This window comes from Herbihabitans rhizosphaerae (genome assembly GCF_004216555.1).
Taxonomy (GTDB): domain Bacteria; phylum Actinomycetota; class Actinomycetes; order Mycobacteriales; family Pseudonocardiaceae; genus Herbihabitans; species Herbihabitans rhizosphaerae.
Genome location: NZ_SGWQ01000004.1, coordinates 21100 through 33747 on the forward strand (window position 1 = coordinate 21100; position 12648 = coordinate 33747).

The 12648-nt window shown below is 71.1% G+C and carries 14 protein-coding genes; 7 read left to right on the forward strand and 7 right to left on the reverse strand.

The genetic code is table 11. From position 1 onward, the window contains the following. Positions 1-39 precede the first annotated feature (39 nt). Positions 40-432 carry an SCO5389 family protein gene (locus EV193_RS13380; protein WP_130344442.1) on the forward strand — a complete coding sequence of 131 codons (393 nt, stop codon included), beginning with the start codon at positions 40-42 and terminating at the stop codon, positions 430-432. Here the strand turns inward: EV193_RS13380 and EV193_RS13385 are convergent. Beyond that, complete coding sequence (locus EV193_RS13385) at positions 401-1420, reverse strand: LLM class flavin-dependent oxidoreductase (RefSeq protein ID WP_130344443.1); 1020 nt, start codon at positions 1418-1420, stop codon at positions 401-403. The two genes, EV193_RS13380 and EV193_RS13385, sit on opposite strands and share 32 nt — an antisense overlap. 25 nt (positions 1421-1445) lie before the next feature. On the opposite strand from EV193_RS13385, the gene EV193_RS13390 reads away from it, so the two are divergent. The 4 genes from EV193_RS13390 to EV193_RS13405 are packed head-to-tail and all read left to right on the forward strand — an operon-like array spanning position 1446 to position 4183. Next, positions 1446-2327 carry an oxygenase MpaB family protein gene (locus tag EV193_RS13390; RefSeq protein ID WP_130344444.1) on the forward strand — a complete coding sequence of 294 codons (882 nt, stop codon included), beginning with the start codon at positions 1446-1448 and terminating at the stop codon, positions 2325-2327. After that, complete coding sequence (crcB, locus tag EV193_RS13395; RefSeq protein WP_130344445.1) at positions 2328-2795, forward strand: fluoride efflux transporter CrcB; 468 nt, start codon at positions 2328-2330, stop codon at positions 2793-2795. Next, positions 2792-3148 carry a fluoride efflux transporter CrcB gene (gene crcB, locus EV193_RS13400; RefSeq protein WP_130344446.1) on the forward strand — a complete coding sequence of 119 codons (357 nt, stop codon included), beginning with the start codon at positions 2792-2794 and terminating at the stop codon, positions 3146-3148. Before crcB (EV193_RS13395) ends, crcB (EV193_RS13400) begins: the two co-directional genes overlap by 4 nt. A 57-nt stretch (positions 3149-3205) precedes the next feature. Further along, complete coding sequence (locus EV193_RS13405; protein WP_130344447.1) at positions 3206-4183, forward strand: M14 family zinc carboxypeptidase; 978 nt, start codon at positions 3206-3208, stop codon at positions 4181-4183. On the opposite strand, the gene EV193_RS13410 is transcribed toward EV193_RS13405, so the two are convergent. Then, the gene (locus EV193_RS13410; RefSeq protein WP_130344448.1) at positions 4180-5499 is read right to left on the reverse strand and encodes a hypothetical protein; all 1320 of its coding nucleotides are present in this window, start codon (positions 5497-5499) and stop codon (positions 4180-4182) included. The genes EV193_RS13405 and EV193_RS13410 overlap by 4 nt on opposite strands. A 795-nt stretch (positions 5500-6294) precedes the next feature. Here EV193_RS13410 and EV193_RS13415 point away from each other — a divergent pair. Beyond that, entirely contained in the window at positions 6295-6798 is a 504-nt protein-coding gene (locus EV193_RS13415) for a DUF3145 domain-containing protein (RefSeq protein WP_130344449.1), read from the forward strand. Positions 6799-6852: 54 nt separating this feature from the next. Continuing rightward, entirely contained in the window at positions 6853-7455 is a 603-nt protein-coding gene (locus EV193_RS13420; RefSeq protein ID WP_130344450.1) for a hypothetical protein, read from the forward strand. A gap of 123 nt (positions 7456-7578) precedes the next feature. On the opposite strand, the gene EV193_RS13425 is transcribed toward EV193_RS13420, so the two are convergent. The 5 genes from EV193_RS13425 to EV193_RS13445 form a co-directional block, all read right to left on the reverse strand. Beyond that, complete coding sequence (locus tag EV193_RS13425) at positions 7579-8826, reverse strand: beta-ketoacyl-[acyl-carrier-protein] synthase family protein (protein WP_130344451.1); 1248 nt, start codon at positions 8824-8826, stop codon at positions 7579-7581. Positions 8827-8866: 40 nt separating this feature from the next. Further along, positions 8867-9124, reverse strand: a complete 258-nt coding sequence (locus EV193_RS13430) for an acyl carrier protein (protein ID WP_130344452.1) — start codon at positions 9122-9124, stop codon at positions 8867-8869. 65 nt (positions 9125-9189) lie between these two features. Beyond that, positions 9190-10161, reverse strand: coding sequence for a beta-ketoacyl-ACP synthase 3 (locus tag EV193_RS13435; protein WP_130344453.1), 972 nt, complete (start codon positions 10159-10161; stop codon positions 9190-9192). Continuing rightward, a complete protein-coding gene (locus EV193_RS13440) occupies positions 10158-11102 on the reverse strand; it encodes an ACP S-malonyltransferase (RefSeq protein WP_278044178.1) in 945 nt (314 codons plus the stop codon). The genes EV193_RS13435 and EV193_RS13440 overlap by 4 nt, the downstream gene beginning before the upstream one ends. Positions 11103-11254: 152 nt before the next feature. Further along, complete coding sequence (locus EV193_RS13445; protein WP_130344455.1) at positions 11255-12466, reverse strand: PucR family transcriptional regulator; 1212 nt, start codon at positions 12464-12466, stop codon at positions 11255-11257. Positions 12467-12648: the final 182 nt, after the last annotated feature.

Sequence of the window (12648 nt, forward strand, 5' to 3'; positions counted from 1 at the left end):
GCACTTGAATTTCGATCGCGACAGAAGGAGTGGATGTCCGTGTCACTCGATGTTTCGCCGGAACTGCTGCAGCGCGCCGAAGCCGGTCAGGTGGACGACGCGGAGTTCGTCGCCTGCGTCCGCGACTCGCTGCCCTACGCGTGGAAGGTGTTCAGCTCGGTGGTCACCGACCTGAACGCCGGAACCGCGCCGTTCGCCGACAACGAGACGCCACCGCCGAGCGAGGTCGAGCGTGGGCAGTTGTTGCGCGCGTTGGCGTCCGACTCGATCCGTGGTGGCCTGGAGCGCCACTTCGGCGTGAAGCTGGCCTTCCAGAACTGTCACCGGGTGGCGGCGTTCCGCCCGTCCGCCGTGGACAGTGACGAGTATCGGGCGTTCATCTCCCCGCGCAACCAACTGCTCAACCAGAGCCCCGAGTTGCGCGACTGCTGATAGCTGAGCCGAGTCGTTCGATCGTGCGCTTGGTCAGCGCGTGGTCGCCGGTGCCTTCCACCATGGCGATCACGTGCCGGATGCCGGTTCGCTCCGCGCTGTCCAACAGTGCGGCGGCGCACTCGTCAGCCGTGCCGACCGGGTGCAGCGAGCAGAGCTGCTCGGCGTACTCGTGCGGGTCCCGCATCGTGCGGGGCCGGCCGTCGACCGTGACGTAGCCGGCGAGGCCCGTGCGCAACCAGCCCGGCATCGCGCCGAGCAGTTGTGCGCGGGCCTCGTCCGCGCTGTCCGCCACGTGCGCGAGCACCGCGGACACGTGCGGCACGGCGGCCGGATCGTGCCCCGCCTCGGCCGCGCGCGCCGCGTACCGGCGCACCATGGCGGCCTTCTCCTCGTCGTCCAGTTGCATGCCGAGCAGCATCGGCAGTCCGCGCGCCGCCGCGATGTCCACAGTGGACTGAGAGGTGCACGCGACGGTCACCGGTGGGTGCGGCACGGTGTGCGGGCGCGGCACCATCGGCACTTCGCGGAAGCGGAACGCCGGCCCGTCCGCCGAGATCCGCTCGTCGGTGAGTGCGCGCAGCAGCAGATCGAGCGACTCGGCGAAATCCCGTTCGTAGCGGGCGATCCCGGTGCCGAACACCTCCAGGTCGACCCACGGCCCGCCACGCCCGACGCCCAGATGCACCCGGCCGCCGGACAGGTTGTCCAGCAGCGCCACCTGCTCGGCGAGCGCGACCGGGTGCGTGGTGGACAGCACGCTGACCGCGGTGCCCAGGGTGATCCGCTCGGTGCGGCCGAGCAGCGTGGCGGCGAAGGTGATCGCGGACGGGCACACGCCGTAGGACATGAAGTGGTGCTCGGCGATCCACGCGTCGTCGAACCCGGCTCGCTCCGCGGTCACCACGGCGTCGGCGGCCCGGCGCAGCGCCTCCGCGTCGGTCTGCCCGGGAAACCGGCCGGCAAGCAGGAAGATTCCGAATCGCACGGCGTGATCGTGTCATCCTGGGGGCATGAGCCACGCCGTCGCGTCCGCGGAGACGATCGGGGAGACGACGTACGGGCTGGCCGGGCCGCGCTCGGTGACCTGGCAGCTGCACGCCGATCCGTCGATGTGGCTGGGCGGCATCGCGAGCCTGTACCTGCAGGCGCTGCACCCGCGCACGGTCGCCGGCGTCGTGCAGAACTCCGACTACCGCACCAACCCGCTCGGCCGCCTGGTGAGCACCGCCGAGTTCGTCACCGTCGGCGTGTACGGCCGGCGCGACAAGATCGAGGCGGCCGCCGCGCGGGTGCGCCGGGTGCACGCCTCGCTGCGGGCCACCGATCCCGACACCGGGCGCACGTTCCGCGTCGACGAGCCCGATCTGCTGCTGTGGGTGCACTGCGCCGAGGTCCACTCGTTCCTCGACGTCGCGCGCCGGGCCGGCTATCCGCTGACCGACGCGCAGGCCGACCGGTACCTCGACGAGCAGCGCGCCACCGCCGCGCTGGTCGGCCTCGACCCCGCGGCGGTGCCCGGCTCGGTCACCGCCATGGACGCCTACCTCGCGTCGACGCGCCCGGCGCTGCGGCACACCGACGACTCCCAGGGCATCTATGACTACCTGCACCGGCCGCCGGTCACCGGGAGGCTGCGCCTCGGGCTGCCAGTGTACGAGCCGGTGATCGGCCACCTCGCGTACTCGCTGCTGCCCGCCTGGGCCCGGCGGCTCTACGGGCACCGCGCCTACCCGGACGCCGTGGCCACCGCGATGTTGCGCACCCTGCGGACCGCGGCGCTGGCCACCCGGGGCGTGAACCCGTTCCTCGGCCCGCATCCGTCTGTGCGGCAAGCGATCCGCGATCTGGGGGAGTGGGCCCGACCGTCGCCGGCGAACCTGCCGGAGGCGTGAGTGTCCACACAGGACGGTCGGCCGTTCGAGGCCGTCGACCCCGACGTCGACCTGCATGACGAGTACCAGCGCGATGAGCTGACTCGCGAGCGGTGGCACGTGCCGGCCGCGATCGCCGCGGGTGGTGCGCTCGGCGCGGTCGCGCGCTACGGGATCTCCGCGGCGTTTCCGCACCCGGGCGCGGCGTTCCCGTGGGCGACGTTCGGCATCAACCTCGCCGGCTGCCTGCTGATCGGCGTGCTGATGGTGTTCGTCGCGGAGACCGAACAGGCGCACCCGCTGCTGCGCCCGTTCGCCGGGGTGGGCGTGCTCGGCGGGTTCACCACGTTCTCCGCCTACGTCGAGGAGACCCGCCAGCTCGTCGCCGCGCACGCGTGGGGGACGGCGGCCGGGTATGTCGCCAGCACGCTGATCGGCGCGCTGCTGTCTGTCTACTGTGGACTGATGCTGGGGCGGGCGCTGCGGTGACCGCGCTGCTGGTGATGCTCGGCGCGGCGGTCGGCGCACCGCTGCGCTATCTGATCGACCGGACCGTGCAGGCGCGGCACGAGTCGACGGTGCCGTGGGGCACCTGGTCGGTGAACGTGCTCGGTTGCCTGGTGCTCGGCACGCTCGCCGGCGTGGGCGGCGCGCTGCCGCAGCCGGTGATGTCCTTGCTGGGCACGGGTTTCTGCGGCGCGCTGACCACATACAGCACGTTCGGCTACGAGACCGTGCGGCTGATCGAGACGCGGGCCTACCGGGCCGCGCTCGCCAACGTCGTGGTCAGTCTTGTCGTCGGGAGCGGCGCGCTCGTGCTCGGCTACCTGGTGGCGCGCTGAGCAAGTCCATGCGATCGACGGTTGTGGCGAAGTGTGTGCGGTGTCACGTTGTCTGGTATGCGCACTTTCTCCGTGTTGGCGGCACTGACCGCGGTCACGGCCGCCACGCTCACCCTGCCCGCCGACGCCGCAGTGACACAGGACGTCGATCCCCGGCCGTCCAACGAGAAGCTCGCCGAGATGCTCGCCGATCTGGCCGAGACCAGCGCGGGGCGGATCACGGTGCGCGACATCGGCAGGAGCAACGAGAACCGGCCGGTGTGGGCCGCGCGGGTCGGCGAAGGCCTGCTGCGGATCCAGTACGTCACCCAGCAGCACGGTGACGAGCCGCTCGGCACTCCGGCGGCGGTGGAGTTCCTGCGCGAGGTGGGCGCGCCCGACCAGGAAGGGCTGCGCTCCAAGGTCACCATCGAGGTGATCGTGCGTGACAACCCGGACGGCCACCAGCGGGACTGGCGGTACAACTACGCGCCGGACGCCGATCCCGAGTTCGGTGAGAAGGGCAAGGGGTACGACCTCAACCGGTACCACAACCCGGACGTCGCGCCGGACGACAACCCGGCGACCGAGGCCGGCCACATCCAGCGCGCCTACGCCGAGTTCAAGCCGGAGATCGTGATCGACTACCACATGCAGGGCGATTACCGTCCTGTCACCGCATCGGTGATGTGGCCGACGCACCCCGATGTCACGCCGGAGGCCGTGAACGCGGCCAAGCAGGTCACCGTGGTGGCGCAACGCGCGATCGACGGGGGCGGCGGCAACGTGAGCCAGTACCCCGGCGGCGACTACGAGGGCATCGCGCGCAACGCGTACGGGTTGCGCGGCAGCGCGAGCGTGCTGCTCGAGTTGAGTGACATGGGCGCCGGGCACGAGCAGGCGCAGATCCGGTCGGCGCAGGCCGCGATGCGCGCCGTCGCACAGGCCGCCGCGGACGGCTCGCTGGAGAAGGTGGATCCGGCCGACGCGGACAAGATCCCGCAGCGCCCGGCGGTCACCGGCGACAACCGACGAGTCGACGACGCGGGGGACTAGCCGGCCAGCGGCATCTTCAGTGCACGCCCGGCGAGCGACTTGAGCACCGGATCGTCCGAAGTGGACGGTTGATCCACCCACGCGGCCAGGGCGAGCCGGGCGCCGGTGCCCTGCACCACGCTGCCGTACGCGGCCGAGTCGAACGACGGCCGCGCGTCGTCCGGCCATGGCAGACCCTCGGCCGCCGCGTCCGGCACCGTGCCCGCGCCGGGAGTGTCCGCGGTCTTGCGGAACTCGATCGCCGACTTGTCGTCGGGGAACAGCACGAGCACCACGTGCACGGCGGCGCGCCGGCCGTCCACCGTGACCTCGAACCGCGATCGGATCATGCGGTCGCACATGTTGCGCTCCAGCCAGGTGCGCAGGTCGCCGACGGCGTGCGTGGCGCAGTCGTTGCCACGCAGTTCGCCGCGGGGCAGGAAGTCCAGCCCGTCGACGGCGATCGCGACCGGTTGCGGCGGCACGGGTTTGGGCGCGTTGACCGGTGACTGACCGGTCGGCGGGCTTGCCGGCGGCTCGCCGCCACCGGAGGCGATTGCGGCCGCGATGCCGCCGATCAGCAGCAGCCCGACCAGCGCGACCGCGGCGATCGGCAGCCAGCGCACGCCCCTGCCCTTGTGCTCGACCGCCGGCCGGCTCGGCGGGAATCTGTCCTCGTCGGACACCTTGGTGATCAACGTGGTGCTGGCGATCGACAGGTCGGCGGACACCGCGTCGGAGAATCCCTCCGTGAGCAGGTCGGCCACCGGCTGCTCGGGCGCGTCCGGGACGAGGGCGGCGAGCACACCGCGGGCCCGCTCCACCGTGCACGGGCGCTCGTAGGTCGCCAGCTGGCGCGCGGCACTGAGCAGTGTGGTCGGCTCCGGGTGCAGCACGCGCACGCCGCGCACCAGGTCCGCGGTCGGCTGCGACACCTGTGACACGTAGGGGCCGACCGCGATCACCGTGGTCACCGGGAGCGGCTCGACCCGCTCGGACTGCAGCCGCGCGACGATCGCGCTGGACGCCTCGATCGCCTCGACGGCGGGGTTGACCGGGCCGTCCGGGCGCACCAGCGGCCAGCCGTCGGTGCGCCACTGTCCGGTGAGCGGTGCTTCCAGGCGCATCGCCGGATCGGGCAGGTCGACTCCCACCACGATCACCACGCCGCGGGGGAGCACCAGGATCGCGTCGACCGGGCGCGGGCACCCGGGCGGCCGTGCGCCGAGCAACGCCACACCACCGACCACCGAGTCCGCGCGCCCCCACGACGCCAGCGCGGCGCGCACGTCGGCACCCACCTCGGAGGTCATGTCGCCGAGCCGGACCAATCGCACAGCACACCTCCAGTCCCCACCCAGGGCGCCTTCTGCGAATCCGGGCACCACCGCGCGTGACAGCGCGGCCCCGAGGAAACACCGTAGTCCCGTGGGGACCGTGGTGGTCGGAGCACCCTGCCGAATCACCTTCATGTTGCCTGTGTCACCCGATCAGGCGTCCCTCGTAGAGTGCACGTACCGGCGGCTGCTTGGGGCAAGGAGGCTTCATGTCCGCCCGTTCCCGTCGCGCGCTGTCCACGTCGCTGGCCGCGGTGGCGGCCCCCCGGTGACCCGTGCTCGTGCACGGCGGCGACGTGTCCGGCGCCGAGCGTGCGGCACGAGACGCTGGACTCGCTGAAGTCGACGGCGTACAAGTACGCGAACGGGGCGCCGTATCAGGCGGTCGGGCCGCAGACCTCCAGCTTCGACAAGGGCACCGGATTGGTGGGACATCGTCGCCGCGGCCACCGCGTTGGGCGCACGCCCGGCCGCACGCTGACGGGTGGGCCACGGGGAGCCGCCGTCGCTACCTCCCTCGGCGACGGCTCCCCGTGCTTGGTTCTGCGAAAGCTATCGGTAAAGCTACCCTGAAAGCTTTTGCGAAAGCTTTTGGAAAAGCTATCGATGAAGCTTTCGACAAAGCTTTCGGGTGAAACGTGCGTGACGCGAGGTGTTTGTGCACCTCGTGTGGCCATAGTGCTCAGTGAGCTGGCACAATGAGGCCGGGTCACCCGCGTGTGGCACCGTTGACGCAGATCCGCCCCGGCGAGGCGTAGGGGAAGACGTTCCCTCGTCGAACAGCGGAGGTCAGCAGTGAGCACTCGTGGAAACACCCATGGCGTGGTGTACGTCCACTCGTCGCCGTCTGCGGTATGTCCGCACGTCGAGTGGGCGATTTCGGGCACCCTTGGTGTGCGTGCCGATCTTCAGTGGACCGCCCAACCGGCGGCCCCGGGTCAGCTGCGCTCCGAGTGCTCGTGGAAGGCCGAGCCCGGCACCGGCGCGAAGCTTGTCACCGCGCTCAAAGCCTGGCCGATGATCAGGTTCGAGGTCACCGAGGAGCCGAGCTCCGGCGTGGACGGCGAGCGGTTCTGCTACGCGCCCACCCTGGGCCTGTGGCGCGCCCGCACCAGCGCCAACGGTGACATCGTCGTCGGCGAGGACCAGCTCCGCACGCTCGCCGCGTCCAGCAGGAGCGGCGAGGCCTTCGCACACGGCGTCGACGAGATGCTCGGCGCCTCCTGGGACGACGCGCTCGAGGAGTACCGCAGGGCCGGCGACGGCGCTCCGGTCACCTGGCTGCATCGAGTCGGCTGACACCCGACGTCGGGCCGTCCCACAGCGAGACGGACGTGTGGCACGCTTTCGGGCGTGCCGTCCTACCAGTCCGACCAGCCGGGGCAGGCGCCCAGGGCGCGCTGGGTGGGTCCGCTGCTGGTCGTCGTGATCGCACTTGCGGCCGCCGTCGGCGTGATCGGCAGGGAGATCTACCGCCAGCAGCCGGCCAAGACCGCCGCCGCGCCCGTGCTGCCCAGTACCAGCTTCATGCCCGACAGCGCCCTGCCCGGCTCACCCGCCGTGCAGGCGACGGCGGACGCGGCCGACCATCCCATGTTCGAGACGGCACGCAAGCTCCTGCAGTCCTACTTCGACGCGATCAACAGCCGGCAGTACGACCTGTGGCGATCGGTGGTCACCAGGGAGCGCGCGGCCTCGCAGCCTGAGCCCAAGTGGCGCTCGGACTTCAAGTCCACCACCGACGGCAGCATCATCATGTACCGCATTCACGGCGGCCAGGGTGACGCGCGGATCCTGCTCGGCTTCATCAGCAAGCAGAACCCGGCGGACGCACCGCTCGAACTTCCCGAACGGTGCATCCGCTGGCGTGTCGTATTCGCGCTGACCGTGGAGAACAACGCGTGGAAGATCGACGCCGGGTCCGCCGGCGCCTCACCCCAGCACGAGAAGTGCTAAAGCGTGCCCAATACGAGTCGCTCCCATCACACGACCCGATGTAGCTCAGCTCATCCACCTGGACGCGCCCGGTGGGTCACCTTCCGTGGATGGGGTAGGTGAGCCTTCGAGACACAGTCCTTCTCACGCGGCGGTGAACGCGAGTGCCACGTTGTGCCCGCCGAACCCGAACGAGTCGTTGATCGCCGCGGTCAGCTCGACCTTGCGCGGCTCACCGGTGACCACGTCCAGCTGAACCTTGGGATCGAGGTTCTCCAGGTTCAGCGTCGCCGGGATGACGCCGTGGTAGATCGACAGCAGCGTGATGATGCCCTCGACCGCACCGGCGCCGCCCACGAGGTGCCCGAGCGCGCCCTTCGGCGCGGTCAGCACGACCTGGTCGCCGAGCGCGCTCTTCACCGCGGCCGCCTCGCCGACGTCGCCGACCACCGTGGAGGTGGCGTGCGCGTTGACGTGCCCGATGTCCGACTTGGACAGCCCGGCGGCACGCACGGCCTTCTCGATCGCGGCGATCTGGCCGATGCCCTCGGGGTGGTTGCCCGTGATGTGGTACGCGTCCGACGTGATGCCGGTGCCGGCCAGCCGCCCGTACACCCGAGCGCCTCGCGCCGCCGCGTGGTCGGCCCGCTCGAGCACCACCACGCCGGCGCCCTCACCGAGCACGAACCCGTCGCGGTCGATGTCGAACGGGCGGGACGCGCGAGCCGGATCGTCGTTGCGGGTGGACAGCGTCCGCGACTGGGCGAACCCGGCGATCGTGATCTGGTGGATGCACGCCTCGGCACCACCGGCCACCACCACGTCCGCGTGTCCGGCCTGGATCATCTCCCAGCCCCTGGCGATGCCCTCCGCGCCGGACGCGCACGCCGACGCGGGGGAGTGCACGCCGGCCCGCGCGCGCAGATCGATGCCGACGTGCGCGGCGGGACCGTTCGGCATGAGCATCGGCACGGTCAGCGGCGACACCTTGCGCAGACCCGAGTCCCTCAGCAGGTCGTGCTGGTGGAGCAGGGTCACCGGACCGCCGATGCCGGTGCCGATCGCCACGCCGAGCCGGTCGGGGTCGACCGGCTCGTTGTCCTCGGACGGCTCGGAGTATCCGGCGTCGGCCCATGCCGCGCGCGCCGCGATCATGGCGACCTGCTCGCAGCGGTCCAGCCTGCGAGCCTGCACGCGAGGCAGCACCTCGGTCGGCTCGACGGCGAGCGGCGCCGCGATGCGGACCGGCAGGTCGTACTTGTCGACCCACTCCGCCTCGATCTGCCGGACGCCGCTGCGCCCCTCCAGCAGTCCGTCCCAAGTGGACGTGACGTCACCGCCGAGGGGCGTTGTGGCGCCCACCCCGGTGATCACGACGTCGACGTTGCTCATGCTTCCTCCGACAGTCCCCGGCACACCGGGGGCGGGTTGGTCACGCGGCGTTGCTCGACACGTAGTTGACGGCGTCGCCGACGGTCTTCAGGTTGGCCAGCTCGTCGTCCGGGATCTTCACGCCGAACTGGTCCTCGGCCTGGACAGCGATCTCCACCATGGACAGCGAGTCGATGTCCAGGTCGTCAACGAAGGACTTCTCCGCGGTCACCTCGTCGGCGGAGACACCGGCGACCTCCTCGACGATCTTCGCGAGGCCTTCCAGGACTTCCTCGTTGCTCAACTTGTTCTCGGCCATGGACCTTCCTTCCTTGTTCTTGGTCATCTACCGGCGCGATTCGACCGCGCCGGAAGCCTTGGTGATCAGGGCAGGATCACGACCTGCCCGGCGTAGGACAGCCCGGCACCGAACCCGACGATCAGCGCGACCTGTCCACTGTGGACGGTGCCGGCGGAGCGCATGTGGTCCAGCGCCATCGGGATCGACGCCGAGGACGTGTTGCCGGAGTGCACGATGTCGTCGGCGACGATCATGTCCTCCCGCGCCCCCTTGGCGCGCAGCCGCTTGGCGATCGCCTCCACGATCCGCAGGTTCGCCTGGTGCGGCACCAGAACGTCCACATCGGACGGTTCGATACCGGCGAGCTCCAGCGCCTTCATGGCGACCGGCGCGATCTTCGTGGTCGCCCAGCGGAAGACCGACTGGCCCTCCTGGAAGATGTACTTGCCCTCGCGCATGTAGATCATGTCGACCTGGTCGCCGGCGCTGCCCCAGGTGACCGGCCCGATCTTGGCGTCGTCGGACGGACCGACGACCGCGGCGCCGGCCGCGTCGGCGAAGATGATCGCCGTGGACCGGTCGACCGGGTCGACCACGTCGGTGAGCTTCTCCGAGCCGATCACCAGCACGCCCTTGGACGAGCCGGAGCGGATCATGTCCGACGCCGTGGCCAGCGAGTAGCAGAAGCCCGCGCACGCGGCGTTGAGGTCGAACGCGGCGGCCGCCTTCACCCCGATCCGGTCGGCGACCTGGGCGGCGGCGTTCGGGATGGGCGCCTTCGACGTGCAGTTCGCGACGATCACGGTGTCCACGTCGGTCGGCGACATGCCGGCGTCGGCGAGCGCCTTGGAACCGGCGACCACGGCCATGTCCGCGACGGTCTGCTCGTCGGCGGCGAACCGACGCTCCACGATCCCGACGCGATCGCGGATCCACTTGTCGTTGGTGTCCATGATCTCGGACAGCTCGTCGTTGGTGACGACCCGATCCGGCTGCGTGCTGCCCAGGCCCAGGATCGCCGTCGCGGCTGGGCCGGTGTTCTGGCGGAGGGTCACGAAGCACTCCCGTTGATCAGGTCGGCCACCTTGTCCAGGTCTTCCGGCGTGCGCAGGGCCAGCGTGCCGGCCACGGTGCCCTTGAGCGCGCGCTTCACCAAACCGGTGAGCGCGCCCGCCGGCGGCAGTTCGACGCTCCAGGTGACGCCCTGCTGAGCCATTGTGTCCATGCACGCGTCCCAGCGAACCGGGCGGGTGACCTGTGCGACAAGCCGCCGCAGCACGTCGGATCCCGTGTGCACCACGGTACCGTCCGCGTTGGACAGCAGCGGCAGCGTGGCGTCCCGCACGGTGACGCCGGATGCCTTGTCCCGCAACGCTTCCAGGGCCGAGGCCATGTACTCGGTGTGGAACGCGCCGGCCACCGGCAGCGCCTTGACGCGGGCGCGCTCCGGCGGGTTCTCGGCCAGCTTCTCCAGTGCGGTCAGCAGGCCGGCCGCGACGGTCTGGCCCGCGCCGTTGCGGTTGGCGGGGGTGAGTCCGAGCGCGTCGATCGCGGCGAGCACCTCGTCCGCGTCGCCGCCGAGCACGGCGGACATGCCGGTCGGCTCCAGCGCGCAGGCGGCGGCCATCTCACGGCCGCGCACCGCGGCGAGGCGCACCGCGTCGTCCTCGGAGAGCACCCCGGCGATCGCGGCGGCGGCCAGCTCGCCGACCGAGTGGCCGGCGACCAGGGTGTCCGCCGGGATCTCGATCCGCTTGCGCAGCTCACCGGCCGCGAGCAGGGCGGCGGCGACGACCAGCGGCTGGGTGACCGCGGTGTCCTTGATCTCGTCGGCCTCGGCGGTGGTGCCGAGCCGGCTCAGGTCGAGCTCGATCGCGTCGGACCACGCCGCGATTCTGTCCGCTGCCCCGTCGAGCTCGAGCCACGGAGTGAGCATGCCGGGAGTCTGTGAGCCCTGGCCAGGGGCAAGAAGCGCGATCACAGGTCTACTGAACACCGTCAAGGCCGCGCGCACGCATGCCGGGACCGACGAAGTCGGCCGAGCTGGTTTGTGGAACACCTACAAACGTTGCCGCCGGATGGCCCCTCCACCGGGGGAATCGTTGTCCGATCCGAGTGTTTGTCACTACTCGTCACGCGGTGTGCCGCTCACCACAGGCCGCGTGACCGGGCCAGGCGCCCCACGGTCAACGCGGTGCGCAACACGTGCGAGTCGCGCGGGTCGGTGGCGTCCCGTCCGGTCAGCTCGCCGATCTTGCGCAGCCGGTACCGCACCGTGTTCGGGTGCACGAACAGCGTGCGGGCGCAGTTCTCCAGCACGCCGCCGGCCTCCAGATACGCCTCCACCGTCGCGAGCAGCGCGCCACCGGCGTCCTCCAGTGGCTTGGCGATCCGGTCGATCAGCTGCCATTCCGCCTCCGGATCACCGGCCAACGCGCGTTCCGGCAGCAGATCGTGCGACCGGACCGGGCGCGGCGCGGTCGGCCACCCGACCACGGCACGCAGGCCGGACAGCGCGTCCGCCGCGCTGCGGTGCGCCTCGGCGAGGCTGGCCACGGTCGGGCCGGCCACCACCGGGCCGTCCCCGAAGGCCGAGGCGATCCGGCTCAGCACCTGCTCGTCCGGCCCGTCCGCGGCCGGTCCGGCGAGCACGATGACCAGCCGGGAGCCCTGCACGCCGAGCAGCGCCGGCCTGGCCAGCCGCGCCGCGCGGCTGCGCACCTCGAACACCACGGTCGGCGGGTCGTCGGACGGCGAGTTGCCCACCAGCACGGTGGCCTGGGCGGCCGGGTCCCAGCCGAGTGCGGCCGCGCGGGAGAACACCGACTCCTCGGCCTCGCCGCGCACGATCCCGTCCACGACCAGAGCTTCCAGCCGGGCGTCCCAGGCACCCCTGCTCTCGGCGGCCGACGCGTAGGACATCGCCGAGGCGAACGCGACCTCGCGGCTGTACCGCAGCACCGCCTCGGCCAGGATGTCGCGCTCCTTGTCGTCGGCGGCCAGATCGGGCACCTGCCGCTCGAACACCTGCAGCGCGACCCGCACCAGTTCGACGGTCTGCCGCAGGCTGATCCAGCGGGCGAGGTCGCGTGGGGCGGCGCGGAACACGTCGGTGGTCAGCCGCAGGGCCTCGCGCTCGTCGCGCAGCCAGGCCGCGAAGCCGGAGACTCCGTTCTGGGTGATCAGCAGGACGCTCGCGCGCTGGTCCGCCGGCATGCGGCCGAACCAGGCGAACTCGGCGTCCATCGCGGCGATGCTGGCCGAGGCGAGTTTGCCGGACGCGCGGTCGAGCGCGGCCAGCGTCTTGTCGGACAGGCCGCTGTGCCGACCACTCCGCTCGCCGGATCTCCCGCTGCTCATACCGCCAGAATCGCACGTCGACCCGGTCGCCGGCGAAACGGTGCCGCGACTACGGACGGACCGTTCATTGTGCGACAGCCGGTAAATACGCGCCACTCGAGAACGCCGTCGTGTGCTCCTCATTCTGGTGAATGCGCCGATAATCACTCGGAACGGGTACCCCAAGGTCAGCGAGAATAGCG